Here is a 24,341-nt window from a genome sequence, read left to right as displayed (position 1 = left end):
GCGGCTCAGGCCTTGGCGGCGGGCGCCTTGCCGAACACCTGGTACTGGCGAACGAACGGGAACCGCTGCTTGAACCGGGCCGGCAATGCGCTCAGCACCAGGTAGACCACAGTGAAGCTGATCAGCTTGTCGAGCGGGTCCGACAGCAGGCCCTGCATCGTGGTCGCGCCGAGCAGCGACTGCCCCATCGCCTGGAACATGCCAACCAGAGCGCCGGTGCCGCCACCGGTGGCACCACCGAAGATGAACGCCGAGATCGGTGCCGAGATCATCGCGGCCACCACGCCCGTGAGCGCCCCGGCGATGGGCGGCAACCAGGGCTTGCGGAACAGGCCGCCCCGCGCGGCGTAGCCGGCCATCATGCCGATCACCACCTGCACAACGGCGAACGGCAACACGATCGGGCTGAGCGTGAGGCCCCAGATCACGTTGGTCAGAATGCCGGTCACCACACCCGCCGCCGGGCCGGCGAGGGCCGCGACCAGCACGGTGCCCATCGAATCGAGATAGACCGGAAGGCCGATCACGGCGACCAGTTGGCCCACCACGATGTTCAGGGCGATGGCCACCGGAATCATCGCGATGGTGGTGGTCGACAGCCGATGAATCGAGCCGGCGGCGATCAGCACGGCGCCGACCAGGTAGCCGGCCATGGCGATGAGTCCGGCGGGTGCGGTGCTGCTGGTTTGTAACTCGGTGGGTTGGGAGATCACCAGATACAGGTAGGTGGCCAGCACGATCACCGTGCCGCCCACCACCAGGGCGAGATTGCGTGACTTGTTCGGCGTTGCGGTCGCGCTTGATGTCATGGTGTCCTCCTGTGCGACATCGTCGTGGCGGTACTGCGCCCTGAAGCCGCTCAGCCGAGCGCGCGGGCCAGGGCCCCGACCCGGTCGATGGTGCGTCGGAAGAACTCGGCCGGATCCGTGTCGACAACGATGGCAGCGTTCGGGCGCTGTCCCCACATGCCACGCCAGTCGGCGACCGTCTGACCTCTGGTGAGAGTGCCGGCGAGCTCGACGTCGACCGTCGCCTCCCGGACGGTGGCCAGGCTCGGGTCGAGCGCCACGGCGGCCGCGAACGGGTCGTGCATGTGCGCCAGAAAGCCCTGCTCGTAGAGCCGGTGGAACTCCATGTAGAAGCGCACGGCGTCGCTGAGGTGCCGAATCACCTTGTTGGACGCCTGTGAGCGGCGGCCCGGCTCGTCGTCGGGGCTGATGATCTCATCAGGCGTGCTGCCGGCTGCCCGGGCCAGTTCGGCGATGTGGTGGGGGTGCATCTCGATGCGTTCGGTCACGTCCAATGCGCAGATCACCGGACGCCGGTCGTCGGGCACCACCGAGAACGCGTCGAACACGATCTTGGCCGCGTCGGGATCGACGGCGACGTTCCACTCGGTGGTGGGCGTGGTGTTGCCGGGGTGGTTGAACGCGCCGCCCATCACCACGATGCGCTTGAGCAGCAGCGGCAGTTCGGGTTCGAGCTTCACCGCCAGGGCCAGGTTGGTCAGCGGCCCGGTGATCAGGCCGGTGATCTCGCCGGGCCGCTTTCGGGCGTTGTCGATCCACACCTGCGTGGCGTGCCGGGTCGACAGGGTTCGGGTGGGCGCCGGCAGTTCGGCATAGCCGATGCCCTGCGGTCCGTGGGTCTCTTCGGTGGTCATCAGCGGCGCAATGATCGGCACCTCGGCACCGAGCGCGACCTCGACGTCGGGGCCGTTGCAGAGTTCGAGCCAGGCCAGGTTGTTGATCGCCACCTGGCGGGCGTTCACGTTGCCGGCGGTGCAGGTGATGCCGACCAGTTCGGCCTCGGGGCTGGCCAGCAGGTACAGCAGGGCGAGCGAATCGTCGATGCCGGTGTCGACGTCGACGATCAGCGGCGTGGTGGGCATGGCACTCCCAATGGCTGGACGGATCGGCTCACCCTAGTGCCGCTCGTCCCGGGACGCACGGATGATCGCGGGCGCACGCCGTCACGGGCCGCCTGGTGGGTATTGGGGACGGTTCCGATTACCGTTCATCCGGTAGCCACCCGGAGGACGAAGTCGCTGCTACCAGGCACGATGCCGTCGGACGGGCGCTGTGAACGGTAATCGGAACCGTCCCCAATAACCACCAGAGCCCAGCGCCGTCACTGCAGCAGCGACAGCGACATGGCCGCGGCGAAGCCGAGCACCGTCTCCAATCCGGCCCTGCCAGGAGCCTTCTTCTCGGCGTCGGGAATCATCGAGTCGGTGAGCATCACCAGCAGCGCGCCGGCGGCGAAACCGTTGATGCCGAGCGAGATCGCTGCCAAGCGACCCCAGCCCAGTGCCGCCCACATCCGTTCATCCTGGCCCGATCGGGCCTAACCCTCGCCAACCGACGCGCAGGCGTGCGCTCGGCCACACCCGCATCTGGCAGACCCTGCTGCGCTCCGTGTTCATCGGCCTGGCCACCCCGTGGTGCACATCGATGTCGACGGTGAGGCGATCAGGCGACGGTTGATCGATCGCGGCATTCCGCCTTCGCCAAAGACCTCGACGCCGCTATCGCGTGGGCGCACGCCACCCAGCTCAACGCGAACGCCACCAAAGACGCGGTGCTCGGCCACTCGATGGGTGGCGGGGCCGCCCTGCTGGCTGCCGCGGCCGACCAGAGCATCGACACCGTGGCGGTGCTGGCCGCCGCCGAGACCAACCCGTCGGCCACCACCGCCGCGCGATCGGTGACGGTGCCCGCCCTGTTCGTCGTCGGGTCGTCCGACACGGTGGTGAAGCCGAACACCACCCGGGCGATGTACGACGCCAAGCGGTCGCCGGCCACCTGGGTGTCGATCACCGGCGGCTACCACTGCGGCTTTCTCGACTCGTCGTCGTTCTTCGGCCTGGGCTGCGACAAGGGCTCGATCTCACGATCGACCCAAGTCGGGCTGTCGAACGACATGCTGGGCGACTGGCTGGACGCCACCCTGAAGAGCGGCGCCACGTTCGTACGGCCGGCAGGCACCACGGGCGAGAGCAAGTAGGCGTCCAACTCAACACTCACTGCAGCAGCGAGAGCGACATCGCCGCCGCGAACCCCAGCACGGTGGCGAGCCCGGCCTTGCCCGGGGCCTTCTTCTCGGCGTCGGGAATCATCGAGTCGGTGAGCATCACCAGCAGCGCGCCCGCGGCGAAACCGTTGATGCCGGTGGCCGCCGCGGCCGGTAGCACCTCGGCCAAGGCGAAACCCGCCACCGTCGAGGCGGTGCAACAGCCCGCGACGATCGCCCATAACGTGACGATCTGACCCTTCGTGCGCCCGGCTTCGCGCATCGCCGCAGCCGACCCGAGCCCCTCGGGCAGGTTCGACACGAACACCGAGCCGAGCAGGGCGAGGCTGATGCCGCCGCCCGCGCCGAGCCCCAGCCCCAGCACGAGTTGCTCGGGAATACCGTCGAGCAGAGCGCCCAGGGCCAGCGGGAGCCCGCCCGACGAACCGGACGTCCGCCGCTCAAGAGCACGGTCGGCGAAGTAGAAGGCCAGTGCGCCCGCCGCCAGTCCGAAGCCCACCGGCACCGGGCCGCCGTTGTGAATGCCGTCTTCGACTAGTTCGTAGGCGACGCTCGACAGCAGGGCGCCCGCCCCGAAGGCCAGCACGAACCCGATCACGCCGTCGTGCCAGCGCCGGGCCAGGCCCAGCAGGGCGCCGAGCACCACCGAGACGGCGGCGAGCGCACCCCACCCCAACGCAGACCACATGGCCTCATCCTGGCCCTCCTGAGCGCCCACTGCCCGTTGTGCACGCAGAAAGCTGCTGGTGTCAGGTCCGTTCACGCCGGCGGCGTCGGCTGGCACACTGCTGCCGTGGAGGCAGCGTCCGATTGGCGGCACCGTCTGGCCCTGCGCCTCGACCCGGCCAGCGTGCGGGCCCAGGTCGAGAACGTCAACGACGGCATTCTGGCCATCTCGGGCTTCAGTCAGGGCTTGCAGAGCGTGGGCGAGCTGCAGAATCTGTGGTCGCCGATCATGCTGATGGCTTCCGTCGCAGGTGCCCTCTCGATCGCCGCCGTCGCGCTCAGCTCGGCGTTGGCCGACCGCGACGCCGAACAGTTGGCCGCCGAAGAGGAACAACGCCGCTCTGAACTCGCACCCGACGAACAGATCGCCGAACTGGCCGAATACTACGAGAGCAAGGGCGTCACTCCGCAGACCGCCCGGCTGGTCGCCGAGGAACTCACTGCGGTCGACGGCCTGAGCGCTCAGCTCGAAATCGAGGGCTTCGACGAGCGCACCACGCTGGGCGGGGCGATCGTCACTTCGTTCTGGGCGGGCATGGCGTTTCTGCTCGGAGCGTCGGTGCCGATTCTGATCTCGGTGGTGGCACCCGGCGGCTGGAACGACGAAGCGACCGCCGTGGCCGTGGCGATCGCGCTGGCGCTCACGTCGGTGGTGCTGGCCAGACTCGGCCACACCCGCATCTGGCAGACCCTGCTGCGCTCGGTGTTCATCGGCCTGGCCGCGCTGGGTTCGAGCTACCTGGTGGGGGCGGCCCTGCTGTGATTCGCCTCAAGAGGACGCGCTGAGCCCAGCCGTCCGGTCAGCGGTCGCACCGGTGGACGCACTGAGCCGTCCCGTGAGCGGTCGCACGGGCGGACGCACTGAGCCCAGCCGTCCGGTCAGCGGTCGCACGGGCGGACGCACTGAGCCCAGCCGTCCGGTCAGCGGTAGCACGGGCGGACGCGCTGAGCCCGGCCGTCCGGTTCAGCGGTCGCAGGACGGACGCCCCGAGCCGTCCGGTTCAGGGGTCGCACGGGCGGGAAGCCGCGAGATCACACCCCTATCGGCGCTGACCTCGATCATCAACCGCCCGAGCCCAGAACCACATCCGCGCACGCGAAGGGGGATGCAACAGGGTCTCCCTCAGGTCTCGGCCTTGTGATGGTCTTGCCACAGGCACCACGCCATCGATCCGAGAGGAACCCCATGAGTGACCGACTCGACCACAGCGAACGGGTCTACGCCGACCTGTTCGGCCCGCGCGACACCAGTGCCGTCGACAACGACCCCGAGTTCGGACGCATTCTGCGCACCTACATCTTCGGCGACCTGTTCGCGCTGGGCGAGCTCGACTATCGCACCCGCGAGTTGATCACCGTCACCACGCTGGCCACCCTGCAGTCGCTGCCGCAGTTGCGCGGGCACCTCAACGCGGCCCTCACCATCGGGGTCGAGGCGGTGGAACTGCGTGAGGTGATCTACCAGTTGGCACCGTTCATGGGCTTTCCTCGCACCCTGAACGCGATCGCAGTGCTCAACGAGGTGTTGAGCTCGCGCGGCGTCGACCTACCGCTGCCCGACCAGGGCACCACCACAGACGACGATCGCCACGAGCGCGGCAGCGACATTCAACAGTCGCTGTACGGCAACCGCATGGCCGACTCGTTGGCGTCGCTGCCCGAGCCGTTCTCGCAGGCGGTACCCCGTCTGCTCACCGAGTGGGCGTTCGGCGACTTCGCCACCCGCGGTGGCCTCGACACCCCCACGCGCGAACTGCTGATTCTGTGTGCGCTGGCCGCGCTCAACCTCGAACCCCAGGTGCGCTCGCACGTGGCCGGCGCCCTCGCCGCCGGCAACAGCCCCGAGACGGTGCTGGCGGCTCTGGTGCACCTGTCGGGTTACGCGGGCTTCCCGCTCGCGGTCAACGCGATTCGCATCGTGGCCGAACGGCTGAGCGCCGAGCAGTAGTTGGTCGAGACCTCCCCGCTGGTCGAGCTTGTCGGCACCTCCCCGCTGGTCGAGCTTGTCGAGACTTCCCCGCCGGTCGAGCTTGTCGAGACTTCCCCGCCGGTCGAGCTTGACGAGACCCTGGCCCACGAGCGGTCTCGCCCTGCTCGCCCGGCGAGCCTCGTGACGTCCGTCGACACGATGCCCGCGCCGTCCTATATTAATGACTGACAGTCAGTCATTAAGGATCGCAATGTCCCCACGCACCACCGACAAGCACGAACGACGCGCCCAGCTGGTGGCCGCGGCAGCCGAAGCGTTCGCCCGGCAGGGCGTGGCAGCCACCTCGGTGGCCGACATCGTGCGGGACGCCGGGGTGGCCCAGGGCACGTTCTACCTGTACTTCACCAGCAAGGACGACGTGATCCTCGCCGTCGTTGAAGGCGTCGCCGAGACCATGCTGACGAGTCTTCAAGGGCGGCTCGACACCGCAGAGATGCCCGCCAAGGATCGCCTGCGTGCGTTCGGACGCCTGCTCGCCGACCTCGCCCGCGACGGTGAACTCAGCGACGTCACCGACTTCATTCACCGCGCCGAGAACCGGACGCTGCACGACCGCTTCGCCGAGCACCTGCTACCCCGGCTGCTGCCGCTGATGGAACAACTCGTCGCCGACGGTGTGACCGACGGCAGCTTTCGTGTGGCCGACCCGCGAGCGGCGGCCTGGTTCGTGCTCGGCGGGCTGCAGTCGGTCGAGCTGGCCGGCACGTCCCACGCCGCGCTTCCCGAGGCCATCGACGCCGCCATCGACCTGGCCCTGGCCGCGTTGGGGGCGTCCGATGACCACTGAGGCGGTGCTGCGCACCGAGTCGCTGACCAAGCATTACGGCCGGGTTCGGGCCGTGGACGGCCTCGACCTCGAGGTGCGGCGCGGCGAGATCTACGGGTTACTGGGCCGCAACGGGGCCGGCAAGACCACCACGATTCGCATGTTGTTGGGCCTGATCCGCCCCACGTCGGGCACCGTGCAGGTGTTCGGCCACCCGATCGGCTACGACCAACGCTGGCTGCGTCGGGTGGGGTTTCTGGTCGAGAGCGCCACCGCCTACCCCAACCTCACCGTCGCCGAGAACCTGGACATTCACCGCCGGCTCACCGGGGCCGCCAGGTCGTCCGTCGCCGAGGCGATCGGACGGCTGCGGCTCGACGACTACGCCGATCGCCGCGCCGGGCGCTTGTCGCTGGGCAACAAGCAACGGCTGTCGCTGGCCCGAGCCCTGCTGCACGCCCCCGAGTTGCTGATTCTGGACGAGCCCGCGAACGGCCTCGACCCCGCCGGCATCGTCGAGGTTCGCGAACTGTTGCGCGAGTTGGCCGCCAGCGGGGTGACGGTGTTCATGTCGTCGCACCTGCTGGCCGAGGTGGCGCACCTGGCCGACCGCATCGGCATCGTCGACGCCGGAAGACTGGTCGAAGAGGCGTCCAGGCACGAGTTGGCGACCCGTGCTCGCGCCTACGTTCGCGACGCGTTCACCGAAGCCGAACGCGCCGAGGCACTGATCACCGCCGACCTCGAACGCTACTTTCTGGCCCGCACCGCCCCAAGTGAACGGCCGGTTCGATGATCGGCACCGTGGTGGTCACCGAGTTCATCAAGTTGCGGCGTTCGGTGGTGCCGTGGATCACGCTGGCGGTGATGCTCGCCGGGCCGTGGGTGCTGGCGTTGTTCATGTGGATAATCCGCGAGCCCGAGCGGGCGGCGTCCCTCGGCCTGCTGGGCACCAAGGCGAACCTCGCCGGGCTCGAAGCCACGTGGCCGGCGTTCGGCAACTACGTGAGCGTTCTGGTGGGCGCCGCGGGAATGCTGGTGCTGGCCTTCGTGGTGGCGCACCTGTTCGGCCGCGAGTACGCCGACGGTACGGCCAAGAACATGCTCGCCCTACCGGTGCCCCGTGCGGCCTTCGGGGTGGCCAAGCTGGTGGTCGCCGCCTGCTGGTGGCTGGTTCTGGTGGCGGCCGCACTGGCCGAAGCGCTCGCGATCGGATGGTTGATGGCCCTGCCGGGGCTGAGCACCGACCTCGGCTGGCAGATGGTTCGTGCGACCCTGTTGGGCGCCGCGGCGAGCTATCTGCTCGTGCCCGTGGTGGCGTGGGTCGCCGTCGCGTCGCGCAACATCTTGGCGCCGGTCGGCTTCGCGCTGGGCATGCTGCTGCTGGGCGACGTCGTCGGGCACACCGGCTGGGCCGGCTGGTTTCCGTGGTCGATCGTGCCGCTGCTCACGGGCATGACCGGTGATGCAGCACCGCTGGCCTCGACCAGTGGGCTGGTGCTGGCCGCCACCTTCGCGGCGGGCCTGATCGGCACCGGGGTGCAGTTGCGGCTCGCCGACAATCCGTGACGCGCCGTAGGGTGCGGTCATGGTGGACGACTTCCTCGTGGCCCGAAACCCCGAGCCCGGGTCGACCCTGCCCTTTCTGATCAGACTGCCACTCGGGCCGTCCGGCATCGTGCTGAAGGCGCGCGAGGCCTGGCCGCGCACGGCGAAGGTGTACTGCCATCGCGCCGAGTGGCCCGACGACGCCGAGATCGTCGAACGAACCGCCGTGCGCTCGTGCGTGCGCCGCGGCGCGGCCATCGATCTGGTGCTCGAGCGGGGCCGCGAGAACCGGTCGCAGTTCGTGCTCACCCACGTGAAAGGACGCGAGGCGATCTTCTGGCAGACCGCCCGCACCGCCAAACAGGCACGGCCGCAGGGGCGTCCACCGACCGCTCGGGCAGGTGGCCGCGAGAGCCTCGACATCGTGGTCGACAGCCACGAACGGTACGCCTGGAAGTTCTCGACCCTGCCGGTGACGCTCTCGAAGGCAGCCCTGGCAGCCGGCGACTACGGCGTGCTCGCCGATGGGGTACTCGTGGCGAGCGTCGAGCGCAAGTCACTGGCCGACCTGGTTTCGACGCTGACCGGCGGAAAGATGCGCTACCTGCTCGCCGCCCTCGCCGCGCTGCCGCACGCCGCGGTGGTCGTCGAAGACCGCTACTCGAAGGTGTTCTCACTCACCCAGGTGCGGCCGCTGGTGGTCGCCGAAGGGCTCGCTGAATGCCAGGCGCGGTTTCCGAGCGTGCCGATCTTCTTCGCCGAAACCCGGGCGCTGGCCGAGCAGTGGACGTTCCGCTTTCTCGCCGCCAGCCTCGACGAGTTCGAGAACGAGAGCGCCGCAGCCGCTCGGATCGAGGCATTGCCCAGCGTTGAGTTGCCCAACATCGAGTTGCCCCGCTTGGACGCACCAGGCCGTGGCCGGCGACGTGCCCAGCCCCGCTCAGGCAACTCCGAGGGGTCCACAGGCGGGCCCAGCCCGGCCGTGATTCGTGCGTGGGCCATGGCCGAGGGTTTGCCGGTCGCCGATCGTGGACGCCTGCGGCCCGAGACAGTGGCCGCCTACCAGGCGGCGCACGAGGCAGGGTCTGAGCAGGGGGCGTAGCGCCACTGTTGCAAACCGTCATATCGGCGGACGCCGGGATCCCCCTTCCTTGCACGCTGCACATCAGCAGTTCGGCGCGAAGCCGCTCGGCACCGTGCGTCATCTGGGGAGACGCCGGGATCTCCCCTTCCTGCGCGCTGCACACCAGCAGGCCGGCGCCAAGCCTCTCGGCACCATGCGTCATCTGGGCGGACGCCGGAATCTCCCCATCCTGCACGCAGCCCACCGGCAGGCCGGCGCCAAGCCGCTCGGCACCATGCGTCATCTGGGCGGACGCCGGGATCTCCCCATCCTGCACGCAGCCCCCCGGCAGGCCGGCGCCAAGCCTCTCGGCACCCTGCGTCATCCCGGCGGACGCCGGCATCTCCACTGGGCGGGTCGTCGCCAGGCATGCGTGATCTATCAGTGACCCTGCCTTGGCACGTTGAGCTGCGACGGTCGGATGAGATCCCGGCATCCGCCGGGTTGACGGTGTCAGGACAGGTCCGCGGGAGCCGAGCTGGTCACCTGGTCGTTGGTCGAGTTGACTTCGTGATCGAGCGTGTCGAGACCTGTTGCGGCTAGGGTTTTCGACAAGTTCAACCATCGACCCGCGCGGCTGATCAGCGGTTCGCTCACGGCAGTCGTTCACCGAGTGCCACACCCGTCAGGTGCGCATGGGTGCGGTGAATCGGTTGTGGATTCGTGGTGTTTGTTGGGGGTCGACGCGTCGGGGTGGGATGACGTGGGCCGGGCCGTTCGCTGGTAGTCGTACTTGCCAGCGGTCTGCTGTGGGGTTGTGGCTGGGTTCGACGATGCCGTGGTGGTGGGGGCAGACGAGTACCAGGTTATGTAGGGCGGTGATTCCCCCGGCCCACCAGGGCACGATGTGGTGCGCGTGGCAGCCGGTCGGCTGCTTGTCGCAGCCCGGAAACACACAACCTTGATCGCGAATCTCAAGCGCCGCCCGAATCGGGGCCGTGACGAGTCGTTGCGAACGTCCGACATCGAGCACCTGCGAAGCTGACCCGAGCACGGCGGGCATGACGTCGGCATCACACAACAACTGCCGCAGCGTGGACGGGGAGATCGGCTCACCGGTGCCGATCAGTTCACCCCTGAGCAGCCCGGCGTCGGTGGCGGTCTTCACCATCACGTCGTAACTCAACGTGACCACGACCCGGGGCCGGTCACCACCATGACTCGGGGCGAGCGCGTTGGCCAGGTGCCGATCGACCAGCGCCATCAGCGCGTCGGCGCGGCGTTGCGCGGGCGTGAGGTTCGGCGCGAGCGGGTCGAGCCTGTCCAGCGCGCGGGATGCTTGGGCCTGATAGCTGGCGATCAGTTTGATGAACGGCTCCGCATCGGCCACCGGCAGGCTGCCCCTGATGCGCACCGACCCATGATGATCATGAGCAAACGTCAGGTGTCGATTGTGCCGGGCTGCGCGCAGGTCGCGTTCCAACCGGGCCGCTTCCCGCGCCTCGACCGTGTCGGGGTCGAGCACCTCCACCAGGTAGCGCGACAGGCTGCGCAGGTCGTGGGCGTTGTGGGTGTCGGCGAAACCCACCATCAGCTCTTCGGCCTGCCGCAACTGGCCGGTGTCGAAATCGGTGGGCAGCCCGTCCAGCACCTGCGTGATCGCCTGGGCCTGTTCGGGCAGCACGCACCCTTCGGCAGCGGCGGCTGCGACGGTCGGGAACCGGGTCAGTCGTTGCCCCTCGATCACCAACCGGCCCGCCGCACGACGCGTCATGCACACCGCGTCGGCCAGCCAGGTGACGGTGGAGGTGCCATGCTCGGCCACCGCCACCCCGGACTGTTCCACCTCGGCCGCCAACGCCGACCGCCACGCCGACAACCGGGCATCCAACCGCACCGCATCAACCAACAGTTGCAGCCGCTGCTGACCGTTCTGCAACCGGACCCGGTCATCGGTCAGAGCCGACACGGCAGCATCGATCACAGCCACCAGGGCCGCATCATCCAGCTGCTCGAAGGTCAACTCCATGCCAGCAACGCTACCGACCGGCTCTGACAGTTTCGAACATGTGTGCAGTTATCCACAAGCTGATTTGGTGCTATTTTTCACTGTGGATAACCCGGCCTGCTAGTTCGGAGATCCCGGCATCCGCCGGGATGACGTGATCGGTTGGACGAGCTTGTCGAGACCGCGCACGCCATCGAAACGCTCGGTTGAAGCGGAGTGGCGGCGCCCCTGTCAGGGCGTGGTCGGGCGTTTGCGCACTGCGAGGCGCTAGCCGAGCAGTCCCGCAAGGGCGGGACAGGGGCGCCACCGCTCCGTGTCAATGGCCAGGTTGCGGTCCCCGTTGGTGGCCATTTGAAAGTCCCCACTGTTCGGGTCGTTGTCAGCTGGTTTTGGGTCTGGTGCCTCCTGTGGTTCGGGCTTGTCGCATGCGGTAGCTATCGCCGTTGGTGACGACGGTGTGGCAGTGGTGGAGGAGTCGGTCGAGCATGCTGACGGCGGTGGTGTGTTCGGGGAGGAATCGTCCCCAGGATTCGAAGGGCCAGTGGGAGGCGATGCCGAGGGATCGGCGTTCGTAGCTGGCGGCGACGAACCGGAACAGGAGTTGGGCTCCGGTGTCGTCCAGCGGCGCGAAGCCGAGTTCATCGACCAGGACCAGGTCGTTGCGGAGCAGGCTGTCGATGAGTTTCCCGACGGAGTTGTCGGCGAGTCCGCGGTAGAGGGTTTCGACGAGTTCGGCGGCGGTGAAGTAGCGGACCCGGTGGCCGTGTTCGACGGCGGCGATGCCCAGCCCGATCAGGGTGTGGGACTTGCCGGTGCCGGCGGGCCCGATCAGGCAGACGTTCTCGGCGGCCCGGATCCACTCCAAGGATGCGAGGTAGTCGAAGGTGGCCGGCGGGATGGAGGAGGCGGCGATGTCGAACTCGTCGAGGGTCTTGGTGACTGGGAAACTGGCCTGCCGCATCCGGGTGCGGATGTTGGAGGCGTCGCGGGAAGCGATCTCGGCCTCGATCAGGGTGCGCAGGAACTCCTCAGGGTTCCAGCGTTGCGTTTTGGCGGTGATCAGCAGCTCGGGTGCCAGCTGGCGCATGGCGGCCATCTTCAACCGTTTCAGCCCGTCGTTGAGGTCGGCGGGCAGCGGCGGGATGATCGCGGTCATGACACCTCACCACCCTCGTTGCCCTCGATGGCTGGTTGCAGGGCGTAGTCGGCCAGCGACCGGGTCGGCACCGACGGCAGGGTGAGCACCACCGCGGAAGTGAACGCTGCACCGGCCGGGGTGGGGTGGGGTGCATATCCGTTGGTGGCCAGGATGGAGCGCACATCGGCTGCTCGCCACCGGCTGAACCTCACTGCCCGTTCCAGGGCTGCCAGCAACGCGTCGGTGCCGTGCGCGGCAGCCAGCATCAGGATCTCGTTGATCTCGCTGCCCAGCTTGGTCACCCCGGCCGCGGCGGCCCCGGTCAGGAACCGTTGCGCGACCGGCCCCAGGGCGAGGAACTCCCGCTCTGCTGGTGTCTTGGCCCGCGCCGCCCGGCGTGGCGTCTCAGGTCGGGGCCGGCCGTAGTGGGCATCGACGATGCTGGTCTCACCCGGCGCCACCAGGGCATGCTCGGCGTGAATCTGGCCGGTGACGGGTTCGATCACCCGCAGCATCCGGTCACGCTCATCAACCATCACGGTGACGGTGGTGCCGATCAACTGGTTGGGCACCGAGTAGCGGGCCGAGCCGAACCGGATGCAGGACAGCTTGTCGACCTTACGGCTGACAGGTTTCGGACCGATCTCCAGCCGCAGCGACGGCAACTCACCCAGCACCTCGGCCTCAGCAGCGAGCCGCTCGGCCGGGACAGCCTGGATTTCGGAATGCAGCGCCGCGTTCACCTCCTCACACCACGCGTGCGCGCGCACGTTGAGTCCGGCGATCCCGTCGACCCAGGGGTCGTCGTCGAGTTCGAGTGGCACCAGCAGGTCCTGTTTGGCATAGCCGACCAGTCGTTCCACGATCCCCTTCGACTCCGGATCGGCCGCATGGCAGAAATCGGGCCGGAACCGGTAATGGGTCGCGAAGCGGACATAGTCCGGGCTGGGCACCACCACGTTCGCCACCACACCGCCCTTCAAACACCCCATCCGGTCGGCCAGCACTGTCTTGGGAACACCACTGAGGACCTCGAAGCATTCGGCGAGCATGCCCAGCGTGGTCGCCAGCTGCTGGTCGGTGGCGAACCGGACGAACCGGAACCGTGACCAGCCCAGCACGGCGCAGAACACGAGCAGCTTGCGGCCCGCCAACACCTCCTCACCCCAATCGATCGCCAGCACCTCACCCGGCGACCACACCGCCGGCCGCCGGCCACCCGCCCGTGCCTGATCATGGCGCCACTGCTTTTTCACGGTTGCGACAAGGCGTCGGAAGTTGCGGTCCGACCCGGCATAACCGGCTGCCCGGGCAGCCGGCAACAACCGCTTCGCGCTGACCCGGCCACTGGTCGACTTCACCCTGTCAGCGACCAGTTCGATCACCTGGTCATAGTTGCGCGGCCGCACCACTGCCACCGGCACGACCCCCTCGGTCGCGGCCTGGTGAGCCTCGATGATCCGCCTCACTGTCTTATGGGTCGTGCCGCACACCGCGGCCGCCCCTCGATACGTGCCCACATCTCGGTAGGCAGCAATCACGTCCATACGTTCCTTCGCGTTCTTCAATGGAAACCCCTGCGTGGTGCTCGGTGACTGGTTGGCACCGCCACCCTCACCACGCAGGGCCTCAGAGTCGGTCACGACACGACACGAACAGTGGGGACTTCTAACTGGCCACCAACGGAGACCACCACCTGGCCACCAGTGGGGACTTTTTCATGGCCACGGACACTCCGCGGAACCAGACCCGGCATTCGCCGTGTTGACGGAAAGGTCGCCAGCCGCAGAGAGGTCCCGGCATCCGCCGGAATGACGCAAGACTCGCCAGCCCCTGAGATCCCGGCATTCGCCGGGACGACCGGGCGTGGAGTCAGGCGGACCCCGGTCTGGTGGGCACGGTGAAGGCCCCGAAGACGACAGCGAGATCCCGGCACCCGCCGAGATGACCGTGGGGTGAGGCCGGTCGCAGCGGGGTCGACGAGCTGACCCCAAACGAGCTGAAGCCGGCACGAGATCCCGGCATCCGCCGGGATGGCAGGAGCGAGGCCGGGAATGACCGGCTTGGGGCGAGGCCGGGGATGACGGGGTGCCCCGATGCCGCCCTGACAAGTGAAGTGATGACGAGTGCAGTGAGGTCTCGACGACGACCGGATCGCAGACGACGCCGAATCGGGACACCCACTGGTCGGGGCTATCGTGGTCTGCATGAGTGCCCGTGTGGTCGCCTGCCCGTCGTGCGGCACCAAGAATCGCGTTCCCGTGGCCGGCAAAGGGCGTGCCCAATGCGCCTCGTGTCACACCTCCCTGCCCTGGCTGGTGGACGCCGGCGATGACGATTTCACCGCCGCCACCGAGACCGGCCAACTGGTGCTCGTCGATCTGTGGGCGCCCTGGTGCGGCCCGTGCCGTCAGGTCGCCCCCGTACTGGAACGCCTCGCCACGCACTACGCCGGACGGGTGAAGGTGGTCAAGGTCAACGTCGACGACAACCGCCGTATCGCCCAGCGCTTCGACGCCAGCAGCATTCCCACCCTCGTGATGCTGCGTGACGGCAGGCCCGTGGCGCGCCTGGTCGGCGCCCAACCCGAGCCTGTGCTCAAGGCCCGCATCGACGCGCTGCTCGCGCCCTGACTCCTCGCCCCTGACTTCGCTGACCAATCGCGCCCTGCTTCAACGCGTCTTGATTCAACGCCACGCCAGTACCCTGCCCCCATGACCAGGCGCGACAACGTCGAATACGGCGACCGCGAGATCGCGATGCCAAACGAGATTCTTCGTAGCGTGGTGGGCAGCGGCGTGCACGGCATCGCCATCGAGGGCACCGACGACCACGACGAGATGGGCGTCTACATCGAACCTCCCGAGTACCTGCTGGGCGTCGAGCGACACCGCGACGACTACATCTGGCGCACCCAGCCCGAGGGCGTCCGCAGTGGGCCGGGCGACACCGATCTGGTCATGTACAGCCTGCAGAAGTACCTGCGGCTGGCGATCAAGGGCAATCCGACGGTGATGCTGCCCCTGTTCGCACCCGAGCAGTCACTGGTGGTGCTGACGCCACTCGGTGAAGAACTGCGAGCTCTGCGGACGTCGTTCCTGTCGCGCCTGGCCGTCGAACGCTTTCTCGGCTACATGCGCAGCCAGCACGAGCGCATGCTCGGACAGTCGAAACGCAACGTTCCCAACCGTCCCGAACTGATCGTCAAGTACGGCTGGGACGTCAAGTACGGCAGCCACGCCCTACGACTGGCCCATCAGGGCTACGAGATCGCCGGCACCGGCACCCTCACGTTGCCGATGCCGACCCGCGAACGTGAGCAGGTGCTGGCCGTGAAGCGCGGCGAGGTGCCCCGCGACGAGGTGTCGCGCGAGATCGGACGGCTCGAAGCCGCCGTCCGCGACCTGCTCGACACCGGCCGGACGCCCCTGCTCGCGACAGCCGACTACACCCTGATCTCTGCCTGGGCGGTCGACGCGCAGCGCCGGCACTGGGGTTGGGTGTAGGTCGACGATCAGCGGCGAAGGAGTAGCCGTGCGATGGTCGCCTTCTCTTCAGGGGTGCCCCATCGGCCGGTCGCCTGTTCCAGCACGTTGAGGGTTGGGCGTGACCCGTGCCACAGGGCCAGGTCGAGGCGTCCACCTGGGTCGTGCCAACCCAGGTCGCGGTAGATGGGCGTCGCGGCGTCGTGATGCTGCCGCCAACTCTGCCCCGCCGCGGTGACGAGCAGAGCCAGCAGACCTGCATCGCGCTCGAACTCGCGGCCCAAAGGGAGCCGAGATCGAATGTGGCTCAGCAGGCCCACCGGATCGTCGACCACCTTCTGCCCGGCCTTGGTAACGCTGAGCACACCCTTCGACTTGCGCACCAGGCCCAGTGCCGTGGCCGACTCGCGCAGGTGGTACACGGGCATCGTGTAGTCCTCGCGATTGCCTTTGCCGACGAACTCGATTTCCAGGTCGAGGTCGGCGACCAACCTCTCAACCACGGCGGGTGGCAGATAGCCGGCAGCCGTCAGCCTGAGCCCACCGCCGACCAGCCGCATGAAGTGCTGATACCTCGACACGGCACCCGCGATCAGCTCGGGCTCGGGCTCGACCCACCCTGCCAGCGCCCGATTGAGCAGACTCTGCAACCCTCTGGGCGACGAGATCGTGCGCACCACCAGCAGGGCGAGTTCGGGGCTCCAGTCGTACAGGTCGGGCATCGAGCCCGTGTCCAGCAGCGCATTCACCTGGTCGACATCGAAGGCTGCCGGGTCGAACCCGTCCGGCATCCACGCGAGCTTCTCGGCCATCCACTCGGCGTTGTCGGGCTCGACCGTGCCGTTGAGAGCGTCGAGCACTTCGGTGTAGCCCCAGGGGCCGCCGACGTCTTCGGGCGGGCAGGCTCGGCGTCCGGTCAGGCAGTGGGCGACCGGGTCGTCGTCGCGCCACGGCTCGACCCGTTCGAGCTTGATGGTGTGGTGCCAACCATCGCCGAAGTCGTACTCGTAGAACAGGCGATGACCCGGCGCCGCAATCACCTCATCGAGCCGCACGTCGGCCTCCAACAATCCCTCGTCGTCACCCTCTTCCAGATCGAAGGGGGTCAGAAACGGCAGCATGCGAAAGTTCTTCTGGTCAGGCCCCATCTGAAAGTGATGCAGGTGCGAATCGGTCCAGCCCATCGCCGTCTGCATCACCTCATGCAGTTCGTCGAGCGTCAGGTCACTGGCCAGCCGCAACCGGCGCCAGATCGGGGGCTTCACGTCGTCCAGGTCGACTCGGACGACGAACGCGGCCCGGTCGTTGCGCCGGGGCAGCAGGCGCGGCGCCGGGCGCGGCTCGATGAAGCGCGAACCGGACAGGAGCGGTGTCTGGCCCTGCCCTTGCAGCAAGGCCAGCCATCGTCGGGCTTCGCCGATCGAGTCTGCGGACGAGGTGTTGGATTCTTCGGTCATGATGTTCCGAAGTATCGCGCACGTGCCGAAGAGCCCGGTGACGCGACACCGGCGGAGCGCCACGTCGAACCTGCGACGTTGCCTACGGTTGCGTTCATCGCCTGCCTCTGAACTCAGGCAGCATCACTGCGCGCAGGCAACGTCGGCGCATGGGCCACGCTCGAGCCGGTGCAGGTGCACCGGCTGCTGATCGACGACGGGGTGGACGAACGCATCACCGAGATCCTGGCCCGCCAAGAAAGCACCTGTTCGACGACTTCGCCCGCATCAGCGACACCGCGGGCAGCAACCCGACGCCGTCGACATCTCAGAGGCCGAGTTGGCCCGTCAGGTGGTGGCCGCCGAGCGCGAGCGACTGTTCGGCCAGCCTCCCCCGCCGGGACCCCCAATGGCAGGCCTGCGTTGACGATGAACGCGACCGGCGGCCCAGGGATGCCACAGCCGTCAAGGAACAACCCAACTGGGAGTCGATCGCCAGGTTCGTCGCCGTGTGTGCCTCCTCACCCACGGGTCGACACATCGCTTTGGTTGGCGTGAAGATCAGGCAGGTTCGACCGTCCGGCCCTGGTTCAAGTGATGGACGCCTCGTAGATCGACCCGATCGATGCGGCCAGCGTGGCGTCGAACTGGGCGTCGCTCTGATCGACCCGCAACCCCTCGGTGAGCGCCCGGCTGAAGCTGGCGATCACCCCGTGGTTCTGGGCCAGCAACCGGTTCGCCTCGTCGCGGCTGTACCCGCCCGACAACGCCACCACGCGTAGCACGCTCGGGTGGGCCACCAGGTCGGCGTACAGGTCGGGATCGCTCGGAATGGTCAGCTTCAGCATTACCCGCTGCCCCTGCGGCAACGACCCCAGCCGGCTCAGAATGCCCTCGGTGACCAGTGCCTCGGCCTCGGCCTTGTCGGAGGCCTTGATGTCGACCTCGGGTTCGAGAATCGGCACCAGCCCGGCGTCGAGAATGCGCCGGCCCACCTCGAACTGCTGATCGAGCACCGCGTCGATGCCGGCTTCGTTGGCCGCCTGCACGAACGAGCGCATCTTGGTGCCGAACACGTGCTTGGAAAGGGCGTGTTCGAGCAGTGCGTCCAGTTCGGGCATGGGCTTCATCACCCGTGCGCCGTCGGCGGCCTCGGCCAGCCCCTTGTCGACCTTCAGAATCGGCACCACGCCCTTCACGTGCCACAGAAAGTCGGGCACGTCGATGCCGTCGATGTCGCGGTTCATGGTCTGCTCGAACAGAATCGCCGCCAGTATCTTGTCGCCGCTGAACGCCGAACTGGTGATGATGCGGGTGCGGTAGGCGTGAACCAGGTCGAACATCTCGTCGTCGCCCGAGTAACTGTCGGGTTCGATGCCGTACCGTTTCAGCGCACCCGGCGTGCTGCCACCCGATTGGTCGAGGGCGGCCACAAACCCCAGGCCCTGACCCATTCGCTCGTACTGTTCGGTGTTCATGGCTCCTCCTCTCACGTCGCCGCCGAGGGTCGCCACTGACCGTCGGTGGGGCCGTGAACACCTTCAACACTACGCCGAACGAACACACGGCGAGGCGCTTTCAGCCAGCCGTCACCCTCACCCCGCCGGTCGGTCTCGACAAGCACGACCAACAACCGGGTCGATCGGGCCCGTCCGACCACGTAACTGCCTTTGTGACACGTCGCTGCCTGCACGCGGGCGGTTACGTGCCACAAAGGCAGCTACGTGGCGAAACAGCACCAGATGGACGTCCTCCGGCCCGGCAGCACACCACCCCCGACTCGGGTCATGAGATCCCGGCGTGCGCCGGGACGACGTGGTTCGAAGGCTGACCCAGCTTCAGTCCAGCAAGGTGGGACAGGAGCAACCGTCGCTCAAGGCAACGGACGCGACCATGCGGGGGCCGACACCTGCTCGACCAAAGGAAGCTCCAAGCGGAGCGGGGCCGCCCCTGTCAGGGCGTGGTCGGGCGTTTGCGCACAGCGAGGCGCTAGCCGAGCAGTTCCGCAAGGGCGGGTCAGGGGCGGCCCCGCTCCGCGGAACAGACGCAACCACGGGGGTCTCGACAAGCTCGACCAACGCCAGGCTCGACCAACGACAAGCTCGACCAGCGATACGTCAGAAGTCCGCCGCCAACTGCGCCAGCAGCCGGGCGCGGTAACCGGTCGCACCGGCCGAACGATGAGTCGTCGGCGTCGGTCGACATGGTGCCGGCGATGTCGATGTGCGCCCACGGCTTCTCACCCACGAACTCCTGCAGGAACAGCGCCGCCGTCGTGCAGCCGGCGAACGACCCGCCCAGGTTCGAGATGTCGACCACGTCTGAGTCCAGTTGCTTGCGCCTCTGGGCCACCGGCGTACTCACCCTGAACCAGGCCTTCTCCAGCTTCGGCGACCCGACGGTGATCTTCATCGCCACATTGTTCGTGGAGTCGGACGGCCTCGACTCCACCGGCGTCACCGCCTGGGCGGGTCAGCAGGTGATCGGCCGCGGCGGCGAGAAACGCCCGAAACTGCTCATTCTGATCTGCCTGCTGGTGGCGCTGCTCACCGCCCTGATCAGCGTCAACGGGGCGGTCGCGGCCCTGATTCCGGTGGTGGTCGTGGTGGCCATCAGGGTGGGCATCGCTCCTGCCAGATGCTCATGCCGCTGGCCTTCTCGCGATCTGCGTGCTCACCGTGGTGCTCGGCCAGCTGATCTCGAACACCGCGACCGTGCTGATCATGGTGCCGATCGCCACCGTGCTGGCCGCCGATCTGCACGTGTCGGTGCTGCCGTTGATGATGGCCCTCACCGTGGCCGGTGCCGCGTCGTTTCTGACCCCCGTGGCGACCGCCGCCAACACCATCATCATGGAGCCCGACGGCTACCGGTTCGGCGACTACTGGAAGCTCGGCCTGCCACTGCTGCTCTTTCTGACCGTGGCGGTGCTGTGGGTGCCGCTGCTGTGGCCGTTCGCGCCCTAGGGTCGTGGATGCGATGAAAGCGGTCGAGATTCCCCTGCCCAGTCACGCGCGTGGTACCGAGGTCGCGCTGGCCCAGCGGCAAGCGTTGATCCGCCAGCTCGAACCGCTCGAACCCCACCAGTGGCAGCTCGTCACCGAATGTGCGCCGTGGACCGTACGCGACATCGCGCCCACATCGCCGGCACGCTCAGCTACACCCGCAACCCGCTCGCGTACGCCGGCCTGGTCACCGGCTGGCTGCTGCACTTTCGCGGCCGCAACTTCTTCGACGGCACCAACGAGGCCGCGATCAGGACGTATCGGCGCCTCAGCACCGATCAGCTGCTCGAGGTGCTGCGCCGCGACACCCCCAGGGCGGTGCCACCGGGCTGGTCGCGGCCATTGCCGCTGATGGGGGTCGCCTCGCTGCCGAAGTACGCCACCTTCGGCCATCTGGCCGATGTGGTGCTGCCCCGCGATTGCTTCATGCACCGCTACGACATCGGCCGCGCGACGGGGGTGTACGTACCCCGCGACCCCACCGATGCCGACGTCGTCGCCCAGGTGGTGCGCGACCTGGGGCTGGCTTGGACGGGCCCCGCGTTCGTTCTGCGGTTGAGCGGCACCGGCGTCGGCGAGTGGCAGGTGAGGGCAGGGACGCCTGATGACGCCGCCCTCGTGACCCTCGACTCGGTCGACTACCTCCGGCACCTCTCGGGCCGGGCCGTCAGCCCCGACCTGTTCGCCGGCACGCCCGAGTCGGTGCGCGGTCAGCTGCGAGACGCCCGGGTTCTGATCGCTGCTCACGCCAGCGCTGTTCACTCCCCCGCACTGGTCGAGCAGATGGCGCGCGCCGGCCCTTTGCTCACCTGAAAGCCGACGCCCTGGTCGGCGCCGGTGACCGGGCCGGACGGTTTCGACTCAGCTGGGCCTCCCCTCGGTTCATGGTGGGCGCGAACCTACTGCGGGACGACGACGATTTCGAGATCATGGGGCGATGAGACCCCGTCGTGACGCATCCAAGCCGGGCCAGCGGTCGGTCTGGGACTTCCCTCGTCCACCGGCGTACGAGCAGTGGCACGAGCACGTCGAGGTGCGCTTCGCAGGCCGGACCATCGCAGCCACCGACGACGCGTGGTGCGTGCTCGAAACCTCGCACCCGCCCACCTACTACCTGCCGCTCTCGGCCTTCGAGCCGGGCGTTCTGCGCGAGGTGGACGGCGTCGGCACCGTCTGCGAATGGAAGGGTGCCGCCAGCTACTACGACGTGGTGGTCGGCGACCGGGTGGCCGCACGGGCCGCCTGGACCTACCGCAACCCCCGAGGCGACGCCGCCGTGCTGCGCGATCACGTGGCGCTCTACGCCCGTGAGATGGACGCCTGCCTGGTCGACGGCAGTCCGGTCACGCCCCAGCCGGGCGGGTTCTACGGGGGCTGGATCACCCCCACGGTGAGCGGGCCGTTCAAGGGGTCACCGGGCACGATGGGGTGGTGAGGGCTCTGGCCTCTCACCCGAGGCTCGCACCGTTGAAGCGCGAGTGGCGCGGGCGCTAGCCGTCGAACCTGCCCTTGGTGACACCCTCGGAATCCGACGGCCGGTCGTGCGAGGCGTACTTGCGCACCAGGCTCATGTGCCCGCCCAGCACTCCGCCGGCACTCAACGCCCCCGCAGCCACCCCGGTCAACGCCGCGGCCGCCGGCGACCAGCCCCGCCGCCGGGTCAGGTACGACAGCGCCGAGGCCACCGCCGCGGTGGCGTTGAGGCCCGCGTGGGCGATGCCGACCCGTTGGGTGCGTTCGTCGGCGTGCACCCACTCCGCCCAGCCGCTGAGGGCCGCCGGCGCCAACGTGACCCAGGCCAGCCCCCATCAGCAGCCGCGACTGTGCCTGTGCCTTGCGGCCCTGCACCACGTCGAGCACCGCCGCCGACAGCACCGCACCGATCGGGACCTGCACCAGCACCGGGTGCAGTGCGTGACCCAGCGGACGTCCCCTCAGCGCATCGCTCACGGGGCCCTCGCCCAGCAGCGAACCCATCGGTTTCGCCATCTCTTCGGCCGCCCGGCCCAGGGATTCGCTCTGCTCGAGCCGCTCCATGAAGGCGGTGGTCGACGTTGTCGCTGCGTGCGCTGCGGGCATGGGTCCTCCTGAAGTCCGACTATCCTCACGCTACGCCGCGCAGCACCGTTTGCAGCCATCCCTTGGGCTGTTCCGTCCGTTGGGGTGTGATCGCGCGTCGGCAGCGTTTTTCACCCCCTGGCAGGGGTTCATGCGGTGGCGATGGTGTCAGTAGCAGGGTGAGCGTTCGCCGCACCCCGGACGCCTTCCGTCAGGCGGCATCCTGCGAGTACACAAGTGCGCTGTAAGGGGCGATGGTGAAAGCGGCCGACCAGCTTTGCTGATCCCACGGTTCGTGCTCGGCGTGCAGGTCGCCGGCGTGAACGCAGCCGAAGTCGTGGCCGAAAATCGGGGCGTCGGTGTTGCAGCGCAAGCGCCAGACACCCGGCCGCGGTAGGCCGACCCGGTAATCGCCGACCACGTGGGCACTCAGGTTGACGGCCACGACCACGTCGTCGCCGGCACCGCCGCGCCACCAGCGGTGATACACCAGCAGCTTGCGCTCGCTGTCGACGCGCAGCAGCGCAGTGTGCGCTCCCCTGAGTCCGGCGGTGGTGCCGTTCAGGTTGCGTCGCAGCCCGATCAGCTGGCTGGCCAGGTGCAGGAACCCCGAATGCCGTTGGGCCTTGTCCCACCGCAGCGGCCTGCGGTCGTCGAACCACCCGTCCTCACAGAACTCCTGACCCTGAAACAGCAGGGGCATGCCCGCCGAGGTGAGCGTGAGGGCCAGGCCGAGGGCGGCTCGCTTGCGCGACGGCCACGAGTCGGCGGCGCCCGGGTTGATCGTCTCCGGTACGCGGGCTCGACCGTTGGCGACCTCATCGTGCGACTCGGTGAAAACGACCCGTTCGTGGGGTGCCTGCAGGTAGTGGCCGGTGACCGCCCGGGCGACCGCAGCCACGTCGCGGTCGGCGTCCCACGGGGTTTCCAGAGCGTGCCGCACGGGGTGCACGAAGTCGGCGTCCCATTGGGAGTGAAAACCCAGCCCGCCGTGCTCGACCGGCGCGGTGACCAGCGGGTCACGCTGCATGTCTTCGGCGATCAGCAGCTTCCACGGCTGCCGCGAGCGAAGGTCGGTGGTCACCCCGGCCAGGTAGCGGTGCCCGCCGGCGATGCGGTCCTGCGCACGGTGGGTGCTGCCCCACCGCGACCGCACGTAGTTGGTGCCGTCGAAGCGCAGGCCGTCCACGCGGAAATCCTCCAGCCACATCACCGCCGAGTCGCGCAGAAAGTTGCGCACCTCGCGACGGTCGTAGTTGGGCCGGGTCGCGCCCCAGGGCGTGAGGGCGCGGCGGTCGTTGTAGAAGTACTGGCCTCCGTAGCCCCGGCGGTACGACCCGTCGAAGCGCCAGAGGTCAAGGTCGGTCGGGCCGAGGTGGTTGTGCACCACGTCCAGAATCACCGCGATGCCCCGCTCGTGGGCGGCGCGGACGAACCGGGCGAACGCGTGCGGGCCGCCGTAACTGGGTTCGATGGCGAACAGGTGGGACGGGTTGTAGCCCCAACTGCGCGGCCCGGCGAACCCGAAGGGCGGCATCACTTCGACCGCGTTGACGCCGAGCCGCCGCAGGTGATCGAGCCGGCCGATCGCCGAGTCGAAGGTGCCCGGACGGTCGTCCGCTGCGGCGAAGGTGCCCACATGCAGCTCGTAGAGCACCAGGTCGTCCCAGCCCGGCATCTCGAACGGCTGCCCGCCCCAGTCGATCGCGCGCGGGTCGAACACCACCGCGTCGCCGCGGCTGTGGGTCACCTGCCGGGCGAACGGGTCGATGCGCCACCGGTACGGCCCACCCCGACGCAGCAGAAACTTGTAGTGCGAGCCGGCGTCGGCCTGCTCGACGAAGACCGACCAGGTGCCGGACCGTGCGTGGTCGGGGGCCATCGGCACCCGGCCCTTGGCGTGCCACCCGGAGAAGTCGCCGGTCACGTGCGCCGTGCGGGCGTTCGGCGCCCAGACCCGAAACGTCACCCCGCCGTGGTGGGGCACGGCGCCCATGCCAGCGTGCGGTGACGGGGCGATCGGCACGATCCCACTGTACGCACGCATGCTGGGTTTGGTGTGAGCAGCCTCATGGCGACGTGCCA

General features: G+C 68.4%; 24 protein-coding genes and 2 pseudogenes. 14 read left to right on the top strand and 12 right to left on the bottom strand.

Annotated features, from left to right (window positions below; translation table 11 throughout):
- Positions 1–5 precede the first annotated feature (5 nt).
- The 3 genes from MPLG2_RS01300 to MPLG2_RS01290 form a co-directional block, all read right to left on the bottom strand.
- A complete protein-coding gene (locus MPLG2_RS01300) occupies positions 6–809 on the bottom strand; it encodes a histidine kinase (protein WP_105184586.1) in 804 nt (267 codons plus the stop codon).
- A gap of 50 nt (positions 810–859) precedes the next feature.
- The gene (locus MPLG2_RS01295; RefSeq protein WP_105184585.1) at positions 860–1,891 is read right to left on the bottom strand and encodes a nucleoside hydrolase; all 1,032 of its coding nucleotides are present in this window, start codon (positions 1,889–1,891) and stop codon (positions 860–862) included.
- A gap of 239 nt (positions 1,892–2,130) precedes the next feature.
- Positions 2,131–2,322 (bottom strand): hypothetical protein, encoded by a 192-nt coding sequence (locus tag MPLG2_RS01290; protein ID WP_105184584.1) that lies wholly within the window; start codon positions 2,320–2,322, stop codon positions 2,131–2,133.
- 183 nt (positions 2,323–2,505) lie between these two features.
- Here MPLG2_RS01290 and MPLG2_RS01285 point away from each other — a divergent pair.
- Positions 2,506–3,006 (top strand): annotated as a pseudogene (locus tag MPLG2_RS01285) (poly(ethylene terephthalate) hydrolase family protein); the annotation flags it as partial.
- 16 nt (positions 3,007–3,022) lie between these two features.
- On the opposite strand, the gene MPLG2_RS01280 reads toward MPLG2_RS01285, so the two are convergent.
- A complete protein-coding gene (locus MPLG2_RS01280; protein ID WP_105187393.1) occupies positions 3,023–3,721 on the bottom strand; it encodes a ZIP family metal transporter in 699 nt (232 codons plus the stop codon).
- Between the two features lie 105 nt (positions 3,722–3,826).
- On the opposite strand from MPLG2_RS01280, the gene MPLG2_RS01275 reads away from it, so the two are divergent.
- From MPLG2_RS01275 to MPLG2_RS18190, 7 genes are all read left to right on the top strand, one after another.
- Positions 3,827–4,522 carry a VIT1/CCC1 transporter family protein gene (locus MPLG2_RS01275; RefSeq protein ID WP_197710033.1) on the top strand — a complete coding sequence of 232 codons (696 nt, stop codon included), beginning with the start codon at positions 3,827–3,829 and terminating at the stop codon, positions 4,520–4,522.
- A 423-nt stretch (positions 4,523–4,945) separates the two neighbouring features.
- Positions 4,946–5,707, top strand: coding sequence for a carboxymuconolactone decarboxylase family protein (locus MPLG2_RS01270; RefSeq protein WP_105184582.1), 762 nt, complete (start codon positions 4,946–4,948; stop codon positions 5,705–5,707).
- A 232-nt stretch (positions 5,708–5,939) separates the two neighbouring features.
- Positions 5,940–6,536, top strand: a complete 597-nt coding sequence (locus MPLG2_RS01260) for a TetR/AcrR family transcriptional regulator (RefSeq protein WP_158680771.1) — start codon at positions 5,940–5,942, stop codon at positions 6,534–6,536.
- Entirely contained in the window at positions 6,526–7,311 is a 786-nt protein-coding gene (locus tag MPLG2_RS01255; protein ID WP_105184579.1) for an ABC transporter ATP-binding protein, read from the top strand. Before MPLG2_RS01260 ends, MPLG2_RS01255 begins: the two co-directional genes overlap by 11 nt.
- The gene (locus MPLG2_RS01250; protein ID WP_105184578.1) at positions 7,308–8,084 is read left to right on the top strand and encodes an ABC transporter permease; all 777 of its coding nucleotides are present in this window, start codon (positions 7,308–7,310) and stop codon (positions 8,082–8,084) included. Before MPLG2_RS01255 ends, MPLG2_RS01250 begins: the two co-directional genes overlap by 4 nt.
- A 19-nt stretch (positions 8,085–8,103) precedes the next feature.
- Positions 8,104–9,165 carry an ERCC4 domain-containing protein gene (locus MPLG2_RS01245; protein ID WP_105184577.1) on the top strand — a complete coding sequence of 354 codons (1,062 nt, stop codon included), beginning with the start codon at positions 8,104–8,106 and terminating at the stop codon, positions 9,163–9,165.
- Between the two features lie 49 nt (positions 9,166–9,214).
- Positions 9,215–9,574: a hypothetical protein gene (locus MPLG2_RS18190; RefSeq protein ID WP_158680770.1), complete on the top strand. Its 360-nt coding sequence runs from the start codon at positions 9,215–9,217 to the stop codon at positions 9,572–9,574.
- A 237-nt stretch (positions 9,575–9,811) separates the two neighbouring features.
- Here the strand turns inward: MPLG2_RS18190 and MPLG2_RS01240 are convergent, their stop codons facing one another.
- The 3 genes from MPLG2_RS01240 to istA all read right to left on the bottom strand — a co-directional run bounded on the left by MPLG2_RS01240 (position 9,812) and on the right by istA (position 13,840).
- Positions 9,812–11,155: an HNH endonuclease signature motif containing protein gene (locus tag MPLG2_RS01240; RefSeq protein ID WP_105184576.1), complete on the bottom strand. Its 1,344-nt coding sequence runs from the start codon at positions 11,153–11,155 to the stop codon at positions 9,812–9,814.
- Between the two features lie 358 nt (positions 11,156–11,513).
- Positions 11,514–12,290: an IS21-like element helper ATPase IstB gene (gene istB, locus MPLG2_RS01235; RefSeq protein ID WP_105184575.1), complete on the bottom strand. Its 777-nt coding sequence runs from the start codon at positions 12,288–12,290 to the stop codon at positions 11,514–11,516.
- Complete coding sequence (gene istA / locus MPLG2_RS01230) at positions 12,287–13,840, bottom strand: IS21 family transposase (RefSeq protein WP_105187391.1); 1,554 nt, start codon at positions 13,838–13,840, stop codon at positions 12,287–12,289. The genes istB and istA overlap by 4 nt, the downstream gene beginning before the upstream one ends.
- 639 nt (positions 13,841–14,479) lie before the next feature.
- Between istA and trxA the strand changes: the two genes are divergently transcribed.
- Positions 14,480–14,905 carry a thioredoxin gene (gene trxA / locus MPLG2_RS01225; RefSeq protein WP_105187390.1) on the top strand — a complete coding sequence of 142 codons (426 nt, stop codon included), beginning with the start codon at positions 14,480–14,482 and terminating at the stop codon, positions 14,903–14,905.
- 81 nt (positions 14,906–14,986) lie between these two features.
- Entirely contained in the window at positions 14,987–15,778 is a 792-nt protein-coding gene (locus MPLG2_RS01220; RefSeq protein ID WP_105184574.1) for a nucleotidyltransferase domain-containing protein, read from the top strand.
- A gap of 8 nt (positions 15,779–15,786) precedes the next feature.
- Here MPLG2_RS01220 and MPLG2_RS01215 read toward each other — a convergent pair whose 3' ends face one another.
- From MPLG2_RS01215 to MPLG2_RS19195, 3 genes are all read right to left on the bottom strand, one after another.
- The gene (locus MPLG2_RS01215) at positions 15,787–17,214 is read right to left on the bottom strand and encodes a plasmid pRiA4b ORF-3 family protein (protein WP_105184573.1); all 1,428 of its coding nucleotides are present in this window, start codon (positions 17,212–17,214) and stop codon (positions 15,787–15,789) included.
- A gap of 569 nt (positions 17,215–17,783) precedes the next feature.
- Positions 17,784–18,671, bottom strand: a complete 888-nt coding sequence (locus MPLG2_RS01205; protein WP_105184572.1) for a fructose bisphosphate aldolase — start codon at positions 18,669–18,671, stop codon at positions 17,784–17,786.
- A 538-nt stretch (positions 18,672–19,209) separates the two neighbouring features.
- The gene (locus tag MPLG2_RS19195) at positions 19,210–19,605 is read right to left on the bottom strand and encodes a hypothetical protein (RefSeq protein WP_105187389.1); all 396 of its coding nucleotides are present in this window, start codon (positions 19,603–19,605) and stop codon (positions 19,210–19,212) included.
- Here MPLG2_RS19195 and MPLG2_RS19780 point away from each other — a divergent pair.
- The 4 genes and pseudogenes from MPLG2_RS19780 to MPLG2_RS01185 all read left to right on the top strand — a co-directional run.
- A pseudogene (locus MPLG2_RS19780) lies at positions 19,502–19,765 on the top strand (SLC13 family permease); the annotation flags it as partial. The gene MPLG2_RS19195 and the pseudogene MPLG2_RS19780 overlap by 104 nt on opposite strands.
- Positions 19,766–19,823: 58 nt before the next feature.
- The gene (locus MPLG2_RS18875; RefSeq protein WP_331826947.1) at positions 19,824–20,159 is read left to right on the top strand and encodes an SLC13 family permease; all 336 of its coding nucleotides are present in this window, start codon (positions 19,824–19,826) and stop codon (positions 20,157–20,159) included.
- Between the two features lie 147 nt (positions 20,160–20,306).
- Positions 20,307–21,011 (top strand): hypothetical protein, encoded by a 705-nt coding sequence (locus MPLG2_RS01190; protein WP_158680769.1) that lies wholly within the window; start codon positions 20,307–20,309, stop codon positions 21,009–21,011.
- Between the two features lie 124 nt (positions 21,012–21,135).
- Positions 21,136–21,633, top strand: coding sequence for a DUF427 domain-containing protein (locus tag MPLG2_RS01185; protein WP_105184570.1), 498 nt, complete (start codon positions 21,136–21,138; stop codon positions 21,631–21,633).
- 55 nt (positions 21,634–21,688) lie between these two features.
- Here the strand turns inward: MPLG2_RS01185 and MPLG2_RS01180 are convergent, their stop codons facing one another.
- Together MPLG2_RS01180 and MPLG2_RS01175 are read right to left on the bottom strand one after the other, a co-directional pair.
- The gene (locus MPLG2_RS01180; RefSeq protein WP_105184569.1) at positions 21,689–21,985 is read right to left on the bottom strand and encodes a hypothetical protein; all 297 of its coding nucleotides are present in this window, start codon (positions 21,983–21,985) and stop codon (positions 21,689–21,691) included.
- A gap of 482 nt (positions 21,986–22,467) precedes the next feature.
- The gene (locus MPLG2_RS01175) at positions 22,468–24,282 is read right to left on the bottom strand and encodes an alpha-amylase family glycosyl hydrolase (RefSeq protein WP_197710030.1); all 1,815 of its coding nucleotides are present in this window, start codon (positions 24,280–24,282) and stop codon (positions 22,468–22,470) included.
- Positions 24,283–24,341: the final 59 nt, after the last annotated feature.

Source organism: Micropruina glycogenica (genome assembly GCF_900289045.1).
Lineage (GTDB): Bacteria > Actinomycetota > Actinomycetes > Propionibacteriales > Propionibacteriaceae > Micropruina > Micropruina glycogenica.
The sequence above is the reverse complement of the archived record's forward strand: the minus strand, read 5'-3'. Positions and strand labels throughout refer to the sequence as shown.

Coding starts and splice junctions, on each gene's coding strand:
- MPLG2_RS01255 (WP_105184579.1), top strand. CDS start 6,526: ATGACCACTGAGGCGGTGCTGCGCACCGAGTCGCTGACCAAGCATTAC.
- MPLG2_RS01250 (WP_105184578.1), top strand. CDS start 7,308: ATGATCGGCACCGTGGTGGTCACCGAGTTCATCAAGTTGCGGCGTTCG.
- MPLG2_RS01270 (WP_105184582.1), top strand. CDS start 4,946: ATGAGTGACCGACTCGACCACAGCGAACGGGTCTACGCCGACCTGTTC.
- MPLG2_RS01245 (WP_105184577.1), top strand. CDS start 8,104: ATGGTGGACGACTTCCTCGTGGCCCGAAACCCCGAGCCCGGGTCGACC.
- MPLG2_RS01300 (WP_105184586.1), bottom strand. CDS start 809: ATGACATCAAGCGCGACCGCAACGCCGAACAAGTCACGCAATCTCGCC.
- MPLG2_RS01205 (WP_105184572.1), bottom strand. CDS start 18,671: ATGAACACCGAACAGTACGAGCGAATGGGTCAGGGCCTGGGGTTTGTG.
- MPLG2_RS01240 (WP_105184576.1), bottom strand. CDS start 11,155: ATGGAGTTGACCTTCGAGCAGCTGGATGATGCGGCCCTGGTGGCTGTG.
- MPLG2_RS01220 (WP_105184574.1), top strand. CDS start 14,987: ATGACCAGGCGCGACAACGTCGAATACGGCGACCGCGAGATCGCGATG.
- MPLG2_RS01295 (WP_105184585.1), bottom strand. CDS start 1,891: ATGCCCACCACGCCGCTGATCGTCGACGTCGACACCGGCATCGACGAT.
- MPLG2_RS01280 (WP_105187393.1), bottom strand. CDS start 3,721: ATGTGGTCTGCGTTGGGGTGGGGTGCGCTCGCCGCCGTCTCGGTGGTG.
- MPLG2_RS01260 (WP_158680771.1), top strand. CDS start 5,940: ATGTCCCCACGCACCACCGACAAGCACGAACGACGCGCCCAGCTGGTG.
- trxA (WP_105187390.1), top strand. CDS start 14,480: ATGAGTGCCCGTGTGGTCGCCTGCCCGTCGTGCGGCACCAAGAATCGC.
- MPLG2_RS01185 (WP_105184570.1), top strand. CDS start 21,136: ATGAGACCCCGTCGTGACGCATCCAAGCCGGGCCAGCGGTCGGTCTGG.
- MPLG2_RS01215 (WP_105184573.1), bottom strand. CDS start 17,214: ATGACCGAAGAATCCAACACCTCGTCCGCAGACTCGATCGGCGAAGCC.
- MPLG2_RS01290 (WP_105184584.1), bottom strand. CDS start 2,322: ATGTGGGCGGCACTGGGCTGGGGTCGCTTGGCAGCGATCTCGCTCGGC.
- MPLG2_RS19195 (WP_105187389.1), bottom strand. CDS start 19,605: ATGAAGATCACCGTCGGGTCGCCGAAGCTGGAGAAGGCCTGGTTCAGG.
- istB (WP_105184575.1), bottom strand. CDS start 12,290: ATGACCGCGATCATCCCGCCGCTGCCCGCCGACCTCAACGACGGGCTG.